The organism is Duganella callida (genome assembly GCF_004614165.1).
In the GTDB taxonomy this organism is placed as follows: Bacteria; Pseudomonadota; Gammaproteobacteria; order Burkholderiales; family Burkholderiaceae_D; genus Rugamonas; species Rugamonas callida.
In genome coordinates this window covers 1-17,844 of the sequence record NZ_SPVG01000237.1, presented here as the reverse complement: position 1 = coordinate 17,844, position 17,844 = coordinate 1, and the positions used below count along the sequence as shown (strand labels likewise).

Genomic DNA, 17,844 nt, shown 5'->3' with positions numbered 1-17,844 from the left:
GCAATAAGGCGGGGCGGCGTTCGTCTCCACATTGGTGAGATCATTCCAAAATAAATTAAACAAACGATTTAGTTATATCATTTGTTTGACTTATGTGCTGTAATGCCGGCCATGAACGCTAAACCTACGTCCCCAGAAATCAGTCCCGCCGACGAGGGCCGCAAGCCCCGCTCGGACGGCGAACAATCGCGCGAACGCCTGCTGCACGCGGCCATGCGCCTGTTCGGCGAGCAGGGCTTTTCCAAAACCTCGACGCGCGAGATAGCGCAGGCAGCCAACGCCAATGTGGCGGCGATCAGCTACTACTTCGGCGACAAGGCCGGCTTGTACCAGGCCTGCTTCACGGCGATCTGCACGCCGGCCGAGGACAACATCGCCATGTTCGACCAGCCGCACTTCACGCTGCGCGAGTCGCTGCGCGGCTACTACCAGCAGATGATCGCGCCGCTGCTGGCCGGCGCCGACGCGGAGGTGATGCTGCGCCTGTTCTATCGCGAGATGCTGGAGCCGACCGGCATCTGGCAGCGCGAGATCGAGGACAACATCAAGCCCGAGCACCTGGCGCTGGTGCGCGTGCTGTGCCGCCACCTCGGTCTGAAGAAGCCGAACGACGGCATCCATCTGCTGGCCTACGCCATCGCAGCCATGTGCGTGCAGATGCTGATCGGCCGCGACGTGGTCAACGCCGTCACGCCGCACATGATGGCCACGCCCGCGGCGATCGAACTGTGGGCCGGGCAGCTGACCAATTTTGCCGAGGCGCTGGTCAAGGCCGAAAAAACCAAACTTCAACAAGGGAAAAAATGAGAGTCTTATTGAACGTGATGGCCCTGGCCGTCGCGATGGCCTTGAGCGCCTGCGCGGTGCAGGGGCCGGCGCGGCAGGTCGATGCGGCGGCGCCCCGGCAATGGCAGGTGCCCTTGCCGCACAATGGCAGCCAGACCGACCTCGCGGCCTGGTGGCGCGGGCAGTCGGATGGTCTGCTGGCGGAGCTGATCGAGTCGGCGCAGCGGGTCAGTCCGACCGTGGCCTCGGCCGCGTCGCGCATTGCGCAATCGCGCGCCGAGCGCGTGGCGGCGGGCGCCGCGCTGGCGCCGTCGGTCGATGCCACTGCCAGCGTCAACCGCGCCAATCAGCAATCGCTGCTGCCCACCGGGACCACCTCGCAGGCAGCCCTGCAGGCATCGTGGGAGATCGACGTGTTCGGCGCCAATCGCGCGGCGCGCGATGCGGCGCAGGCGCGCCTGGAGAGCGCACACGCCGGCTGGCACGATGCGCGCGTGTCGGTGGCGGCCGAAGTGGCCAACCAATACTACGGCCTGCGCGCCTGCCAACAGCTGCTGGCGGTGGCGCAGCAGGATGCCGTCTCGCGCGCCGACACGGCCAGGCTGACCGACTTGAGCGCCAAGGCCGGCTTCCAGTCGCCCGCCAGCCTGGCGTTGTCGCGCGCCAGCGCCGCCGACGGCAACAACCGCTACATCGCCCAGCGCGCGCAGTGCGACGTCGACATCAAGGTGCTGTCCGCGCTGACGGCGATGCCGGAACCGGAGTTGCGCCACAAGCTGGCCGCCATGCCGCCGGCCGCGGCAGGCGCGCATCCAGCAGTGGCGGAACACGCCGCGGCGGTGGCGGTCGCGGACCACCACACGTCCGCCGTTGCGGCGGACTCCGGAGCAGCCGCGGGCGCAAGCGGCCATGGCGTGGCGGATGCTGTCGCCCGCGCCGAAGATCATGCCGCCTTTGCCGCGCCGCCGCTGGCCATCTCCGAACTGCCGGCGCGCATCCTGAGCCAGCGGCCGGACGTCTTCACCGCCGAACGCGAAGTGGCGGCAGCCAGCGCCGATGTCGGCAACGCCGAGGCGCAGCGCTACCCGCGCCTGGCCTTGTCCGGCTCCGTCGGCATCGCCAACTTCCGCTCCGCCGGCGAAAACACCAAGACCGACACCTGGACCATCGGTCCGCTGTCCATGTCGCTGCCGGTGTTCGACGCCGGCCGCCGCAAGGCCAACGTCGATGCCGCCGCCGCGCGCTACGACGCCGCCGTGGTCAGCTACCGCGCCACCGTGCGCCAGGCCGTCAGCGAAGTCGAACAGGCGCTGGTCAATCTGGACAGCACCTCGGCCCGCGCCGGCGACGCCCAGACCGCGCTGGAAGGCTACCGCACCAATTACAGCGCCGTCGAAGACCGCTACAAGAACGGCATGGCCAGCCTGTTCGAACTGGAAGACGCCCGCCGTACCCGCCTGGCCGCCGAGCAGACCGTCATCAACCTGCAGCGCGAACGCAGCGCCGCCTGGGTCGCCCTCTACCGCGCCGCCGGCGGCGGCTGGACCGGCGTGCCGGCCCTGGCCGTCAACTAATACAGACCACATACCATGACCACCAAACTGAAACCCATCGCCCTCGTCCTGCTGGCCGCCTGCATCGTCACCGGCGTCGGCATTGCCGCCTACCCGCCGTCCACCCAGGCGGCCGACGAGAAGAAGCCGGAAGCGGCCAAGCCCGCGCTCACCGTCACCGTCACCAAGCCGTCCAGCGCCAGCCTGCCGATCAAGCTGGCCGCCAACGGCAATGTCGCCGCCTGGCAGGAAGCGAGCGTCAGCAGCGAATCGACCGGCCTGCGCCTGACCGAAGTGCGCGTCAACGTCGGCGACGTCGTCAAGGCCGGCGACGTGCTGGCCGTGTTCTCGCAGGAGACCGTCAACGCCGACATCGCCCAGGCCCAAGCCGCGCTGCATGAAGCGGAAGCCAATGCCGCCGATGCCGCAGCCAACGCCGCGCGCGCCCGCACGCTGCAAAATTCCGGCGCCCTGAGCGCCCAGCAGATCAGCCAGTACAACACCGCCGAACAAACCGCCAACGCCCGCATCGCTTCCGCCAGGGCCGCGCTGGCGAGCCAGCAGCTGCGCCTCAAATACACCGGGGTGGTGGCGCCGGACAGCGGCATCATCTCCGCCCGCATGGCCACCGTGGGCGCGGTCTCCAACGCCGGCACGGAACTGTTCCGCATGATCCGCCAGGGCCGGCTCGAATGGCGCGCCGAAGTGGTGGCGGCCGATCTGCGCAACCTGAAGCCCGGCGTGAACGCCACCGTCAAAGCCGCCAACGGCAGCGAAGTCACCGGCAAGGTGCGCATGATCGCCCCCACCGTCGATCCGCAAACCCGCTCGGCGCTGGTCTACGTCGATCTGCCGCAAAGCGCCGGCAGCAAGGACGCGCCGTTCAAGGCCGGCATGTTCGCCAGCGGCCAGTTCGAGCTGGGCGCGTCGCAAGCCATCACCCTGCCGCAGCAGGCCATCGTGGTGCGCGACGGTTTCAGCTTCGTGTTCCGCCTGAACGCCGACAAGCACGTCAGCCAGCTCAAGGTGCAGCCGGGCCGCCGCCTCGGCGACCGCATCGAGGTGCTGGGTGGCCTGGATGCCGACACCCAGGTGGTGGTGCGCGGCGCCGGCTTCCTCAACGACGGTGACCTGGTCAGCGTCGCCGCGGACAATGCGCCGCCCAAACTGGCCGCCAACTAAGGAAGCGCCATGAACTTCTCCGCTCTTTCCATCCGCAACCCGATACCGGCGATCATGCTGTTCGCCCTGCTCACGCTGGCGGGCTTCATGGCCTACAAGGCCAATCCGGTACAGGATTTCCCCGATATCGAACTGCCCATCGTCACCGTCACCGCGACGCTGGACGGCAGCGCGCCGGCGCAGCTGGAAACCGAAGTCGCGCGCAAGATCGAGGACTCGGTCGCTACCCTGCAAGGCATCAAGAACATCCACACCACCGTGCTCGATGGCGTGGCCACGCTGACCATCGAATTCATCCTCGAGAAAAACATCTCCGACGCGGTCAACGACGTGCGCGACGCGGTGGCGCGGGTCAAGGCCGACATGCCGGCCGAGCTGCGCGACCCCACCGTCACCAAGGCCACCACCGCCGGCCGCGTGGTGCAGACCTTCACCGCCGCCGCCGCCGCCACGCCCGGCGACAAGCTGGACAAGCAGGAACTCAGCTGGTTCGTCGACAACACCGTCGCCAAGCGTTTGCTGTCGGTTCCGGGCGTCGGCTCGGTCAAGCGCGTCGGTGGCGTCAGCCGCGAGATCCGCGTGGAACTGGACGATGCGCGCATGGCCGCCCTGCGCGTCTCCGCGCTGGACGTCTCGCGCCAGCTGCACAACGTGCAGAAGGAAGCGCCGGGCGGACGCGGTGACGTCAGCGGCGCCGAACAATCGGTGCGCACCATCGCCACCGTGCAGACGGCGGCGGAACTGAGCGCGATGGAACTGCCGCTGCCGGACGGCCGCCGCGTGCGGCTCGACCAGGTGGCCACCGTCACCGACACCGTGGCCGAACCGCGCGCCCAGGCGCTGCAGGATGGCAGCCCGGTGGTCGGCTTCGAGATCTTCCGTACCAAGGGCGCCAGCGAAGTGGCGGTGGCCAAGGGCGTGCGCGCCGCCATCGCCGAACTGCAGAAGGCCAATCCCAAGGTCGAACTGAAACAGGTGATCGACAATACCGTGCCGGTCGAGGAAAACTTCGAAGGCTCGATGGAGCTGCTGTACGAAGGCGCGGCGCTGGCCGTGCTGGTGGTGTTCTGGTTCCTGCGCGACTGGCGCGCCACCCTGGTCGCGGCGGCGGCGCTGCCGCTGTCGGTGATGCCGGCCTTCCTCGGCATCTACCTGTTCGGCTACACGCTGAACACCGTCACCCTGCTGTCGCTGGCCCTGGTGGTGGGCGTGCTGGTGGACGACGCCATCGTCGAAATCGAAAACATCGAACGCCATCTGCGCATGGGTAAAACGCCGCTGGAAGCGGCCATGGAAGCGGCCGACGAAATCGGCATGGCGGTGATCGCCACCACCTTCGCGCTGGTCGCCGTGTTCCTGCCGACCGCCTTCATGGGCGGCATCCCCGGCCTGTTCTTCAAGCAGTTCGGCTGGACCGCCGTGATCGCGGTGCTGGCGTCGCTGGTGGTGGCGCGCCTGCTGACGCCGATGATGGCGGCCTACATCCTCAAGCCGACCGCGCACAAGGAAGACGTCGACGGCCCGCTGATGGCGCGCTACATCCGCGTCATGCGCTGGTGTCTGAGCCACCGCCTGATCACCGTGGCCGGCGCCGGCGTGTTCTTCGTCTGCTCGATGATGCTGGTCGGGCTGCTGCCGACCGGCTTCGTGCCGGCGGCCGACCGCGCGCAGACCCAGATCAACCTGGAACTGCCGCCCGGCGCCACCCTGGCCGAAACCAGCGTGGTGGCCGAGCGCGCGCGCCAGGCGGCGATGGAAGTCAAGGGCGTGAAACACATCTTCAGCTCCATCGGCGGCGGCTCCAGCGGCGACACCTTCGCGCCCGGCGCGGCGGCCGAAGCGCGCAGCGCCGTGCTGACGCTGAGCGTCGTGCACCGCAACGAGCGCAAGGAATCCATGGCCGACCTGGAAGCGGAAATCCGTCACAAGCTGGACGCCATCCCCGGCGCCCGCTTCAAGGTCGGCCCGCCGGACAACGGCGTCAAGATGCAGCTGGTGCTGCGCTCCGAAGATCCGGTGGCGCTGCAGGCAGCCGCACAAAAGGCCGAGCGCGAACTGCGTACCTTGAAGGGCGTCGGCAACGTGCGCTCGACCGCGTCGCTGGTGCGGCCGGAAATCATCGTCAAGCCGGACTTCGCCAAGGCGGCCGACCTGGGCGTGACCGCCGCGTCGATCGGCCAGACCGTGCGCGTGGCTACCGCCGGCGACTACGACACCGACCTGACCAAAATGAACCTGCCGGAACGCCAGGTGCCGATCCGCGTCAAGCTGCCGGACGCCGTGCGCGCCGACCTGGACGCCATCGGCCGCCTGACCGTGCCGGGCAAGAACGGGCCGGTGCTGCTGGCCACCGTGGCCGACATCAGCATGCAGAGCGGCCCGGCGCAAATCAACCGCTTGAACCGCAGCCGCAACGTCACGCTGGAAGTGGAACTGGGCAAGCGCACGCTGGGCGAGGTCAATGCCGAGGCGCGCGCGCTGCCGTCGCTGAAAAACCTGCCGGCGTCGGTGAAGATCGCGGAACTCGGCGACACCCAGGAAATGGCCGCGCTGTTCGCCAGCTTCGGCATCGCCATGCTGATCGGCGTGTTGTGCATCTACTGCGTGCTGGTGCTGCTGTTCAAGGACTTCATGCAGCCGGTGACGATTCTGGCGGCACTGCCGCTGTCGATCGGCGGCGCCTTCGTGCTGATGCTGATCACCCGCAGCGCGCTGTCGATGCCGTCAATGATCGGCCTGATCATGCTGATGGGCATCGTCACCAAGAACTCCATCCTGCTGGTCGATTATGCTATTCTGGCGCGCCGGGAAGGCATGGGCCGATTCGACGCGCTGGTCGACGCCTGCCACAAGCGTAGCCGTCCGATCCTGATGACCACCATCGCCATGGGCGCCGGCATGCTGCCGCTGGCGCTGGGCTGGGGCGCCGATCCGAGCTTCCGCTCGCCGATGGCGATCACCGTGATCGGCGGCCTGATCACCTCCACGCTGTTGAGCTTGCTGGTGGTGCCGGCCGTGTTCACCTACATCGACGACTTCGAACACTGGGTCGGCCGCATGGTGCGCAAACTGCGCCGTCAGCCGCCGGCCGCACACGATCAAGGAGACCTGCATGCAGTACGAGATCAAAGAGTTGCCTGAAGTCCGCGTCGCCTACCTGCGCTACAAGGGCGCGTTCGGCCCGGCCATCGGTGAATTCTGGAAAGAAGTATTCACGCCGTGGCAAAAAGCCTACGGCCTGCTCGGCAAAGTGACCTACGGCGTGGCGCAGGACGATCCGGCCACCACGCCGGCCGCCGACTGCCGCTACGACGCCTGCGTGGCGGTGTCACCGGACTACCCGATCCAGGCGCCGGCCAAGGAGGCCCACCTGCCGGCCGGGCGCTACGCGGTGGCCGCCTTCCGCGGTACCGGCGTCGAGGTAGCGGCGGCCTGGGGCGCGTTTTACCGCCAGCTGCAGGCCGACGGCGTGGCGGCCGACGGCGTCTGCTTCGAGCGCTACCCGGCCGATTACGCCATGGACCCGGCCAGCGGCATCTTCCAAGCCGAGCTCTGCGTCCCCGCCAGATAATCCGGGGTCAGGTCTTCCATTGCGTCACGGGCTCTACCGTGGCGGGCGCCACGGTAGAGCCCGTGACGCAATGGAAGACCTGACCCCGAAGTTTACCGCCCAAGTTGCCGATTACGCGCCGTTTCCCGCTTTCTCGCTGTATATTGAGCCACGCTCATTCCGGAAACGCTGCCTTGAAGCTCGACGATTTATCACCTTATCGCCATGCCATCGATCGCCGCCGCGCGGAATTCGAGGATGCGGCCTTCGAGGACCGCTTCCGGCGCCACCTGTTGCCGCAGCACAGCGCGCAGCTGAAGGCCAGCCTGCTGTTTGCGGCGTTTTTTTACGTGGTGTTTGGCGTCACCGATATCGCCACGCTGGGCTACACCCTCACCGCCTGGCTGCTGGTGGCGCTGCGCGTGCTGGTCGCGCTGATCGCGCTGGGCGGCCATGTCGCCCTGTCCAGATGGCCGGAGTCGCCGCGCACGCCGCCACTGGCCGCCAGCACCCTGCTGAGCGCCGCGTTGGCCGTGTTCATGCTGGTGGCCTGGTATCAGCCGGAGGCGCTGGCCTGGAACACCATGTCGCTGGCGCTGATCCTGATGGCGGTCTACGTCAATTTTCCCAACCGCTTCCTGTATGCGGTGGCGATCGGCATCGTCTCCAGCATGGTGTTTGCCGCCATGCTGGTCGTCCAGGGGCTGCGCCACGCCGACGACGTGCTGACGCTGATCCTGCTGCTTATCCTCGGCAACGCGCTCGGCTTCATCGCCGCCAAGCGCATCCACCTGGCGCAGCGCGAAGCGTTCCGCGCCGCCTTCATGCTGCAGCAGTTGGCGGACCGCGATCCGCTGACGGGCTGCTACAACCGCCGCGTGCTGCAGCGCGGCCTGCTGGACGCCGAGCTGGCGCGCTGCCGCCGCTACGGCACCGCGCTGTCGGTCGTCCTGTGCGACCTCGACCATTTCAAGCAAGTCAATGATACCCACGGCCACGCGGCCGGCGATCAGGTGCTGCAACGGTTTGCCGCCCTGCTGTTGGCGATGACGCGCGACACCATCGACAGCGTGATCCGCTATGGCGGCGAGGAATTCCTGGTAGTGCTGCCGCAGACCGAACTCGATGGCGCCCGCGCGCTGGCCGAGCGCATCCGCCAGGCCTTTGCCGGCACGCCCATCCAGACCGGCGCCGCGACCGTCACCGCCACGGCCAGCTTTGGCATCGGCTCGGTGGCGATCCGCTATCCGCACGCGGCGCCCTCGGCCGAGGCGCTGATCGGCTGCGCCGACAGCCAGCTGTACGCGGTCAAGCGCCACGGCCGCAACGCCGTCCGCGCCGCCCTCATTTAAGATCGGGGTCCGAATGTCGGCTCTGACCCCGATCCTACCGGCCGGTCCAGCCGCCGCCCATGGCGCGGTAGAGGTCGACCGAGGCGGTGAGGATGCGCGTGCGCAGCTGCAATCGGTTCACGTCGGCCGCGAACAGGGTGCGCTGCGCGTCCAGTTCTTCCAGGTAGGAGGCGTAGCCGTTGCGGTAGCGGTTGTGGGCGATGCGCAGCGTTTCGGCCGCCGTCGCCCGGCGCGCGTCGTTCTGCACCGCCTGCTCTTTCAGGCGGACGATGGCGCCCAGGCTGTTGTCGGTCTCGGAAAACGCGGTGCGCACGGCGTTTTCATACGCATAGATGGCCTGGTCGCGCTGGGCCGCGGCGGCGTCGGTCTGGTGCTGGATGCGGTCGCCCTCGAAGACCGGGGCGGCCACCGCGCCGGTCAGCCGCCACAACGCCGTCGGCGCGTTGACGAAGTCGTGCCACTTCAGATTCTGCACGCCGCCCACGGCGGTCAGTTTGAACGACGGCAGCATCTGGTCGCGCGTGGCCCGCAGGTTGGCGTTGATGGCGACCAGGTTGTATTCGGCACGGGCGATGTCGGGCCGGCGCCGCAGCAGTTCGGAGGGCAGGCCGGCCGGCACCGCCGGCGGCTGCAGCGCTTCCAGTTCCACGCCGCGCGCGACCGGGCCGGGATTGCCGCCGCTGAGTATCGACAGCGCATTTTCCTGTTCGAAGATGGCGCGCTTGAGCTGCGGGATCTGCTCGGCCGTGGTCTGGTATTCAGCCTGCGCCTGCAGCCATTCCAGCCGCGAGCTGTAGCCGACTTCGAACTGTTTCTGCGCCAGGTTGCGCGATTCCTCACGCAGCTTGAGCGTGGCCTCAGTCAGCGCCAGCTGCGCGTCCAGTCCGCGCAGGTTGAGGTAGCCCGAGGCGACGGTGGCGGCGATCGACAGCGCCGCCGCATCGGCGTTGGCCTGCTCCGATTGGTAGGTGGCGACGGCGGCGTCGGTCAGCGCGGCCAACCGCCCCCACACGTCGACCTCGTAATTGGCCTGGAATTCGGCCTGGTAGACATTGGTCACGTACGGCACGCCGTTGTAGGCCAGCTGGCGCGTGCGCGTCGGCGCGCTGTCGACGATGACGTTGGCCTTCTGCCCCGCCTCGGCGACGCCGACCAGCGCGCGGTACTGCGCCACGCGCGCGCGGGCCACGCGCAGGTCGCCATTGTTCTGCAGCGCTTGGGCGACCAAAGCGGTCAGCGCCGGATCGCCGAAGCTTTGCCACCATTCGCGCGCCACCGGTTCGCTGCTCTGGCCTTCGACCGCGGTGCGCCAGGCGGCCGGCGTGCGCAGGCTGGAGGCGGGCGGTGGCGGCACCGTGGCCGCGCAGCCGGCCAGCAGCACGGCCAGCGCCATGGCATGCATCCTCATGGCTGTTCTCCGCCGCGTTTCACCTTGGTGCGGTGGCCTTCCTCATCCACCTGCACCGAGGTGTCGATGCTGACGATCACCGACATGCCCGGCGCCAGCCGCCGCGTGTTGGCCTGGCCCTGGTCGATGCGGATGCGCACCGGGATGCGCTGCGCGATCTTGACGAAATTGCCGGTGGCGTTATCGGCCGGCAGCACGCTGAATTCGGAGCCGGTGGCCGGCGAGATGCGTTCCACCACGCCGGTCAGCGCCGCGCCGTCCAGCGCATCGACCTTGAAGGTGGCCGGCTGGCCGACCCGCACGTTGTTCATCTGCGTCTCTTTCAGGTTGGCGATCACCCACAGCTGCTTCGGCACCAGGCCCATCAGCTGCGCACCGGTGTTCACATACGCGCCCTTGCGCACCGTGACCTGGCCCAGCTGGCCGTCTTCCGGCGCCGTGATGCGCGTATTGTCGAGATCGACCTTGGCCGCCTTCAGCGCCGCTTCGGCATTGGCCACCGCCGCTTCCAGCGACAGCTTGTTGACCGTCACCGCGCGCACCTGCTGCTTCGAGATTTCCAGGTTGGCGCGCGCCTGGTCCACCGCCGCCACGGTCTGCGTGCGCGCCGCCTTGGACGCGTCCTGCTCGCGCAGCGACAGCGAGCCGTCGGCCGCCAGCGCGTCGACGCGCCGCAGGTCGGCCGCCGACTTGGCCGCCTGCGCCTGGGCATTGGCGACGGTCGCCTCGTTCAGCAGCACGCCGGCCTGCGCGGAACGCAGCGACTGTTCCCAGTTCTGCAGCGCCGCCTTCTGCGCCGCCAGCTGCGCCACGGCCTGCTCGTAGCGCTGCTGGTAGGTGCGGTCGTCGATCTGCGCCAGCAGGTCGCCCTGCTTCACGTACTGGAAATCCTGCACCCTGACGTCCACCACATAGCCCGGGATCTGGGTGCCGATCAGCGTCACCTGCCCGCGCACCAGCGCATTCTCGGTCGAGACGATGGCGCTGGTGAACGGCGGCAGCCGCCACGCATACAGCACGATCAGCACCCCCACCAGGGCCACCAGCGAAAAGATCACGGCCGAGATGATCTGGCCGCGCCGGTCCGGCGCCGGCGCGGTGGGCGCGGCTGCCGCCACTGCGGCCGCCGCCGCGGCCGCGGCCACCGCCGCCACGCGGTTGTCGGAAGGGTCTTTGTTGTCTGAGGTGTCGTTAGCCATGTGCTCTAGCGGGATCCGGAATTGTTAAGGGAGACGTTGGCGATGCCGGTCTGCGCGTTGTGCGCCGGCGACGGCTGACACACCACGCATTGCGTCCACAGGTAGCGCGCCAGCAGCCAGGCCATGGTCAGCAGCGCCAGCACGGTGATCGCCAGGAACACGTCGTTGTATGCCAGAATATTCGCCTCGCGCGTGGCCGCGCCGCCCAGGTTGGCCAGCCCGCCCGACTGCAGGCGCGACACCACCTGCGGGTTGAGCAGGGTCAGGTTATCGACCAGCACACTGGAATGGTATTTTTCGCGCACCACCTGGAAGGTCGTGGTCAGCGCGGTGCCCAGCAGGCTGCCCAGGGTCTGGGTGATGCTGAACATGACCGAGAAGCTGACCAGGTTGTTCGGCGCCGCGATCACCGCGCCGAAACCGGAAATAAACGTCGGACCGACGAACATGCCGCCGCCAAAGCCGAGCAGGAACTGGCTCACGTACAGATCCTGCGGCCGCGTCAGATTGGTGGCATCGGAATCCAGGTAGGCGCCCAGCGCCATCACCCCCAGCGAAAACAGCAGCATCATCGGGATGCGCGGCGGCGCGATCAGCAGTGCGCTGGCCACCATGCCGGCCACCGAGGCCAGCATCACGATCCACCACAAGGTCAGCATCTGGTCGTTGTTCAGGCCCAGCGCCTGCAGGAAACCGACGGTGCCGCTGGCCTCCGACTGCACCACGCGGATCAGCAGCACCGACAGCGCCAGCCGCGCCATGTTGCCGTTGCTGAGCCAGCGCGTGTTGATCAGCGGCCGCGCGCGGTTATGCTCGATGGTCAGGGCGGCGGCGATCAGCACGATGGCGCCGGCCAGGCTGTAGCCGACCCACGGCGCCTCCAGCCACCACACGGCGCGGCCCAGCGCCAGCACCGCCGACAGCAGCGCGACGCCGGGCGCGAACAGGAAGAAGGTGAGGAAATCCATTTTTTCGAACACGCGGATACGGTCGCCCGGCGGCAGTTTCAGGCCCAGCACGCAGCCCAGCGACACCAGCGCCAGCCCCAGTTCGAAAAAGTACAGGCCGCGCCACTCGGCGATTTCCAGCAGCTCGGACGAGAACAAGCGCGCCATCGGCACCGCCAGCTGCGAGAAGCCGATGCCCAGCACCGCGCCCTTCAGCCGGTGCGCGGCCGGAAACGCCTGCAGCGTGTAGTACAGGCTCAAACTGGTCAGCGCCGCCCCGCTCATGCCGTGCGCGGCGCGCACCGCGATGGCCGATCCCAGTCCGTGCACGAACAGGTGGGCCACGGTGACGGTCGCGTACAGGATCAGAAACAGCTCGGTGAACAGACGCAGGCCGTACTGCTGGCGGAACTTCACCAGCAGCAGGTTCATCGACACGTTGGCCATCACGTAGGCCGCCGGCAGCCACTGGATTTCGGTCGAGTACACGCCCAGCGAACCTTGCAGGTAGGGCAGGTTGACCGATACCAGCGCGTTCCCCAGGCCACCGGTGATGCCGATGATCAGGCCGACGATCAGGAACGCCACCCGCGTGGCAAACGGATGATCGGGATTGGACGGCGAGCCGGGCAAGGTAGGCCGCTCGTGCGGCTTCCAGGTCTGGGGGGCGTAAACGTCCATGTGTCGGTGTCCGGATTCTTTCTTTCGAGGGAGGAGGCAACAGCGTTATGGCGAGCATACCTCATGCCCGCCACAGGGGGAATACTACTATGGAGATAAGCGGCAGCCCCCGGGACCGGGGGCGTGCCGTTACAGCGGCGCGGCGTCGAACTCGCGCTGGAAGTTGCGGTGCCCGGCCAGCGCCTGCTTGAACGCCTGCAGACCGGCATCGGCTCCGCCGGCGGCGGCCACAAACAGCCCGGCGTCGGCGTCGCCGTTATCCATCGCGGTGGGGATGCCGACCTTTTCCAGCAGATCCTTGCCCTCGCCCAGCGCCAGCACCGGCTTGCAGTGGCGGTACTGCTGGCGGATGAAGTCGCGCGCGTCGGGGTCGCGCATCAGCATCGCCACGCTGGCGGCGCCGTCGGCGATCACCACCGCGTCGTACAGCACGGCGGGGGTGGCCTCGATCGAGACTTCGACGTCGACGCGGCTGCCGTCATACGCCACCAGTTGTCCCAGTTGCGGCGACACCACGCGCGGCGCCGCGCCCTCGGCCAGCAGGTCGGCATACACCGCCTGCAGGCTGGCCGCGTCGACGCCGTGGCCGGCCAGGATCGCCACCTTGCGCGTCTTGATGCCGGTCGCCCCCGGCCGCGCCAGCAGCGACAGCGCCGGCGACGGATGGTAATGCGGCGGCGGCGCCTGGGTCGCCAGCGGCATCGGCGCGGGCACCTCGATGCCCAGTCCCTGGGCCACGCCCTCGGCCAGGATAGGATCGACATTGGCCAGCATGGACACCAGCCGCACGCGGATGGCCGGGGTCTGCACCTTGCTCAATTCGAAGCGGAAGGCGTTGACGATGTGGGCCTGCTCGGCCGGCGTCTGGCTGATCCAGAACAGGCGCGCCTGCGAATAGTGGTCGGCGAACAGCTCCGGTTTGCCGCGCACCTTGTCCTCCGGCGGCTGCGGCATCTTGAACACGGTCTGGAAGCCGGCCATGCCGGCCTGGAACGGACAGCCGCCGCCCAGCGAATTCGGCTCGTACGCCACCCGGCCGCGGGCGATGGCCTGGCGGTGCATGCCGTCGCGCTGGTTGTTGTGCAGCGGCGCCACCGGCGCATTGATCGGAATTTCGTGGAAATTCGGTCCGCCCAGGCGGCTGATCTGGGTGTCCACGTAGGAGTGGATGCGGCCCTGCAGCAGCGGGTCGTTGGTGAAGTCGATGCCGGGGATGATGTGCGCCGTGCAAAACGCCACCTGCTCGGTCTCGGCAAAGAAATTGTCCGGATTGCGGTTCAGCGTCATTTTGCCGACCACCTGCACCGGCACCAGTTCCTCCGGCACGATCTTGGTCGGATCGAGGATATCGAAGGGGAACTGGTCGGCCTGTTCTTCGGTGAAGATCTGCAGGCCCAGTTCCCATTCGGGATAGGCACCCGCCTCGATCGCTTCCCACAGGTCGCGGCGGTGGAAGTCGGGATCGGCGCCGGCGATCTTCGCCGCCTCGTCCCACACCAGCGAGTGGGTGCCCTGCACCGGTTGCCAGTGGAATTTGCAAAACACCGCTTCGCCGTTGGCGTTCACCAGCTGGAAGGTGTGCACGCCGAAGCCCTGCATGGTACGGTAGCTGCGCGGAATGGCGCGGTCGGAGGTGTGCCACATCAGCATGTGGGTCGATTCCGGCATCAGCGTGACGAAGTCCCAGAAGGTGTCGTGCGCGCTGGCCGCCTGCGGGATGGCGTTGTTCGGCTCCGGCTTGACGGCATGGATCAGGTCCGGGAATTTCATCGCGTCCTGGATGAAGAACACCGGGATGTTGTTGCCCACCAGGTCCCAGTTGCCCTCGTCGGTGTAGAACTTGACGGCGAAGCCGCGCACGTCGCGCACGGTGTCGGCCGAGCCGCGCTCGCCGGCCACGGTGGAGAAACGCACGAACACCGGGGTGCGCTTGCCGGCCGCCGCGAACGGCGCGGCGCGGGTGATGGCGCTCAGGTCCTGGTAGCTCTCGAAGTAGCCGTGGGCGGCCGAACCGCGCGCGTGCACCACCCGCTCAGGGATGCGCTCGTGGTCGAAGTGGGTGATCTTTTCGCGCAGGATGAAGTCTTCCATCGCGGTCGGGCCGCGCAGGCCGACCTTGAGCGAATTCTGGTTGTCCGCCACCGGCACGCCCTGATTGGTGGTCAGGCGCTGTCCGCTGCCGTCGGCGCGCACGCGGTCCAGATGGCCGGCCGGGCACACGCCCACCGGCGGCACGCCGCCGCCGGTCTTGGGCGAGGCGCTGGTCTCGCCGACGGTGCTGGCGGTGGCGACAGGATGGGATACGGGGCAAGTCTTGCCGGCCTGCGGCGAACGCGACGCGTCGCCGTGCTCGCCCGGCTTGTTGGCGTTGAACGGCATGCCCGCCGCCGCCTGCTGGCCGCCGGCGACTTTGTCCAGCAGGGCCTGCTCTTGGGTGCTGGCGCCGCCCAGGTTATCGGGTGGCGTCGCGGACGATGGGCCGGATACGGTGCTCAATATGGAACCGGCCCCCATTACGGAGGCCGGTGCTTGCTTGCTCTTGGTCATAAGTCATCCTTGGCGTATGGCGGGGGTGGAGGCTGCCGGCCATGCCGGCAGCCGCATGGCGTAACGATTACTGCTTGCTGCTGCGCGCGCCCAGCAGCTTGGAGATGCCGTAACCGGCGGCAGCGGCGACCAGCACCGACAGCATCGGCTTGGCGCGCACCTGGTTGCGGCTCGACTCGGTGAAGTTCTTGTAGGTTTCCAGCGCCTGCTTGCCGCGTGCGGCCAGGCGTTCCGAGGTGGATTCCACGCCGTCGGCCACCTTGTCGACGCCGGTGTGGGCCTGGGCGGCCAGACGGTCGGTTGCCGGTGGCACTTTTTCCGCCACTTTGTCGATGGTGGCATGGGCGTCGGCGCGCAGATCCTTGCCGATCTGGGTGACGCCGTCGCGGGTATTGTTGATTTTGGTGTCGATGCTCTGATCCATGGTGATGTCCTCTCTTGTGTGTTGGGCTGCATAGGGAACTGTCACGATAGGCCGATCAACCGCGCTTGACCGTGCGCAAGCTAACAATGTAAAAAATACCTGCTAATGTGAATTAACACACGGACGGGCCCGGCAGCCAGGCGCATGCTATCGATGACGCAAATCTACCCAGGAGCGCGGCAATGTTTCCCATCTCATCCCTGACGCCGTCGGCAGCGACGGAATTGCAGCCGGTATCGCGCGCCAGCGAGGCGGCCGCCGTCAACAATGCCACCATTAATAGCGTCGGCTCCGCCACCGATGCGCCGCCGGCGGCGTCGGTCACGGTGGACTTGTCGCCGGTGGCCAGCTTCCTGCTCACGGTCACCAATTCCCAGGAGCAACTGTCGCAACTCCCGGGCAACGCCGATGCGGCCGCGCGCGCCGACACGGTGAACACCGCGGTGCAGAACGTGGTCGATGCGTTCAACCTGTTGCCGACCGTGGACTTCGACCAGGGCCAGCCGCTGCAGGCGTCGCTGCTGAACGACCTGGTCAACAGTCTCAACCAGCAGCCCAATGACGGCGCCAACACGCTGGCGCAGAACCTGGCGCGGGTGGGCGTGACGCTGCAGCCGGCGCTGCTGTCGGACCTGACCGGCGGCCTGTCGCTCGATCCGGAACTGTTGCGCGCGGCGCTCAACGCCAACAACCAGCAGACCACTTCCACGCTGGACAACACCCTGAATACTTTCCGCGCTCTGGCGCAGCGCTTTGCCGAGCGGCTGAGCGCGGCGGGCAGCGCGCAGATTCCCGAACTGTCCAGCAACCCGTTCCAGGTGCTGACCTCGTCGCAGCAGCCGGCCCTGACGCCGGCCGACCTGGCCGCCAACACGCGGCTGGACCTGGCGCGCGCGGAACTCGATCAGTTGTCGCAGAATCCGCTGCCGGAAACGGCGGCCGACCGCCTGGCGGCGCAGCGCGCCAACCTCGAACAACAGACCAACACGCAACTGGGCTTGACGCCCTCGCCGATCGTGAATCCGCAGGCACAGGCCGCCCAGCAAGCCAACCTGCAACAGGCCCAGACCACCCAGCAACAACTGGCGGCGCAGCAGGTGAACGACCAGCAGCTGCAGGCCAACCAGAGCGCCGCGCAGCAGGCGCAAGCGGCCCAGCAGGCCAACCTGCAGCAGAACCAGACGGCACAAGCGCTGGACCAGCAGCAGGCGCAGGCGGCGCAGCAGCGCAACGATCAGCAGCTACAGGCCAATCAGAGCGCCGCGCAACAGCAGGCTGCGCAACAACTGCAGACCAACCAGACGGCAGCACAGCAGCAGGCCCGGGCCGTGCAGCAGGCGCAGACCGACCGCCTGCAAGCCGCGCAACTGGCGGTCGCCGATCAGGCCGCGGACGCCCAGCGCGCGCAGGCCATCCAGGCCGCCACCGAGGCCGCCGATGCGCAGCAAGCCCGGCAGACCCAAGCGCTCCAGCTACAACAGACGCAGCTGGAACAGCAGCAGGCCGCGCAACAGCTGCAGGCGCGGCAGACCGCCACGCTGCAGGCCAATGCACAGCAGGCGCAGGCGGCACAGGTGGCGGGCCTGCAGCAGACGCTGGCCGCGAACCAGGCGGCCCAACAGCAGCTGACGCAAGCGCAGCAGACCCAGGCCGCGCAGCAGCAGCAAAACCAGGCCGATCAGGCGCAAACCTTGCAGACACAAGCGGCGAACCAGGCCGCACAGACGCAACAGAACGCGCAGACCCTGGCGGCCAACCAGGCCCAAGCGCAGCAGAACGCGCAAACGCAGGCCGCCAACCAGGCCGCACAGACGCAGCAGAACCAACAGACCCTGGCGGCCAACCAGACGCAGGCGCAGCAGAACGCGCAAACGCAGGCCGCCAACCTGGATCAAGCGCGGCAGGCGGCACAGACCCAGGCGGCCAATCAGACCGCGCAGACGCAACAGGAAGCCCAGACGCAGCAGGCCAACCAGACCGCGCGCACCCAGGCCGCCGATCAGGCACAGGAAACCGCCACCCAGAACGCCGCCGAGCAGGCGCGCGTCACCCAGCAGGCCCAGACCGCGCGCCAGCAGGCCAGCGCCACCGTGAACGCCGCCACCGTGGCCGCCCAACAGGCCCAGCAGCAGGCGCTGGCGGCACAGACGGCGGCGCAGAGCGTCAACCTCCCGGCCAACGCCACGGCGGCGCAGCAGGAGCAGGCACAACAGGC

11 protein-coding genes and 1 pseudogene are annotated in these 17,844 nt (G+C 68.0%); 7 read left to right on the top strand and 5 right to left on the bottom strand.

All coding sequences use genetic code 11. From position 1 onward, the window contains the following. The first annotated feature begins 111 nt into the window (after positions 1-111). From E4L98_RS23820 to E4L98_RS23795, 6 genes are all read left to right on the top strand, one after another. Positions 112-807, top strand: a complete 696-nt coding sequence (locus E4L98_RS23820; protein WP_135204021.1) for a CerR family C-terminal domain-containing protein — start codon at positions 112-114, stop codon at positions 805-807. Next, complete coding sequence (locus E4L98_RS23815; protein WP_229257540.1) at positions 804-2,360, top strand: TolC family protein; 1,557 nt, start codon at positions 804-806, stop codon at positions 2,358-2,360. Before E4L98_RS23820 ends, E4L98_RS23815 begins: the two co-directional genes overlap by 4 nt. Positions 2,361-2,375: 15 nt before the next feature. Beyond that, positions 2,376-3,521: an efflux RND transporter periplasmic adaptor subunit gene (locus E4L98_RS23810; RefSeq protein WP_135204020.1), complete on the top strand. Its 1,146-nt coding sequence runs from the start codon at positions 2,376-2,378 to the stop codon at positions 3,519-3,521. 9 nt (positions 3,522-3,530) lie between these two features. Then, positions 3,531-6,662, top strand: coding sequence for an efflux RND transporter permease subunit (locus E4L98_RS23805; protein ID WP_135204019.1), 3,132 nt, complete (start codon positions 3,531-3,533; stop codon positions 6,660-6,662). Beyond that, complete coding sequence (locus E4L98_RS23800; protein WP_135204018.1) at positions 6,634-7,092, top strand: AraC family transcriptional regulator; 459 nt, start codon at positions 6,634-6,636, stop codon at positions 7,090-7,092. The genes E4L98_RS23805 and E4L98_RS23800 overlap by 29 nt, the downstream gene beginning before the upstream one ends. A 173-nt stretch (positions 7,093-7,265) precedes the next feature. After that, on the top strand, positions 7,266-8,423 hold the full coding sequence (locus E4L98_RS23795; protein ID WP_135204017.1) for a GGDEF domain-containing protein: 1,158 nt from the start codon (positions 7,266-7,268) through the stop codon (positions 8,421-8,423). A gap of 34 nt (positions 8,424-8,457) precedes the next feature. Here E4L98_RS23795 and E4L98_RS23790 read toward each other — a convergent pair whose 3' ends face one another. The 5 genes from E4L98_RS23790 to E4L98_RS23770 all read right to left on the bottom strand — a co-directional run bounded on the left by E4L98_RS23790 (position 8,458) and on the right by E4L98_RS23770 (position 15,629). Then, entirely contained in the window at positions 8,458-9,831 is a 1,374-nt protein-coding gene (locus E4L98_RS23790) for an efflux transporter outer membrane subunit (RefSeq protein WP_135204016.1), read from the bottom strand. Then, the gene (locus E4L98_RS23785) at positions 9,828-11,030 is read right to left on the bottom strand and encodes an HlyD family secretion protein (protein ID WP_135204015.1); all 1,203 of its coding nucleotides are present in this window, start codon (positions 11,028-11,030) and stop codon (positions 9,828-9,830) included. The genes E4L98_RS23790 and E4L98_RS23785 overlap by 4 nt, the downstream gene beginning before the upstream one ends. Before the next feature lie 5 nt (positions 11,031-11,035). Beyond that, entirely contained in the window at positions 11,036-12,658 is a 1,623-nt protein-coding gene (locus tag E4L98_RS23780) for an MFS transporter (protein WP_135204014.1), read from the bottom strand. Between the two features lie 129 nt (positions 12,659-12,787). After that, complete coding sequence (locus E4L98_RS23775; protein ID WP_135204013.1) at positions 12,788-15,205, bottom strand: catalase; 2,418 nt, start codon at positions 15,203-15,205, stop codon at positions 12,788-12,790. Positions 15,206-15,272: 67 nt separating this feature from the next. Then, on the bottom strand, positions 15,273-15,629 hold the full coding sequence (locus E4L98_RS23770; RefSeq protein ID WP_135204012.1) for a hypothetical protein: 357 nt from the start codon (positions 15,627-15,629) through the stop codon (positions 15,273-15,275). Between the two features lie 182 nt (positions 15,630-15,811). On the opposite strand from E4L98_RS23770, the pseudogene E4L98_RS23765 reads away from it, so the two are divergent. After that, a pseudogene (locus tag E4L98_RS23765) lies at positions 15,812-17,844 on the top strand (hypothetical protein); the annotation flags it as partial.

What these genes read in the sequence shown, in the direction of transcription:
- E4L98_RS23820 (WP_135204021.1), top strand. Translation starts at nt 112, where the DNA reads ATGAACGCTAAACCTACGTCCCCAGAAATCAGTCCCGCCGACGAGGGC.
- E4L98_RS23815 (WP_229257540.1), top strand. Translation starts at nt 804, where the DNA reads ATGAGAGTCTTATTGAACGTGATGGCCCTGGCCGTCGCGATGGCCTTG.
- E4L98_RS23810 (WP_135204020.1), top strand. Translation starts at nt 2,376, where the DNA reads ATGACCACCAAACTGAAACCCATCGCCCTCGTCCTGCTGGCCGCCTGC.
- E4L98_RS23805 (WP_135204019.1), top strand. Translation starts at nt 3,531, where the DNA reads ATGAACTTCTCCGCTCTTTCCATCCGCAACCCGATACCGGCGATCATG.
- E4L98_RS23800 (WP_135204018.1), top strand. Translation starts at nt 6,634, where the DNA reads ATGCAGTACGAGATCAAAGAGTTGCCTGAAGTCCGCGTCGCCTACCTG.
- E4L98_RS23790 (WP_135204016.1), bottom strand. Translation starts at nt 9,831, where the DNA reads ATGAGGATGCATGCCATGGCGCTGGCCGTGCTGCTGGCCGGCTGCGCG.
- E4L98_RS23785 (WP_135204015.1), bottom strand. Translation starts at nt 11,030, where the DNA reads ATGGCTAACGACACCTCAGACAACAAAGACCCTTCCGACAACCGCGTG.
- E4L98_RS23780 (WP_135204014.1), bottom strand. Translation starts at nt 12,658, where the DNA reads ATGGACGTTTACGCCCCCCAGACCTGGAAGCCGCACGAGCGGCCTACC.
- E4L98_RS23775 (WP_135204013.1), bottom strand. Translation starts at nt 15,205, where the DNA reads ATGACCAAGAGCAAGCAAGCACCGGCCTCCGTAATGGGGGCCGGTTCC.
- E4L98_RS23770 (WP_135204012.1), bottom strand. Translation starts at nt 15,629, where the DNA reads ATGGATCAGAGCATCGACACCAAAATCAACAATACCCGCGACGGCGTC.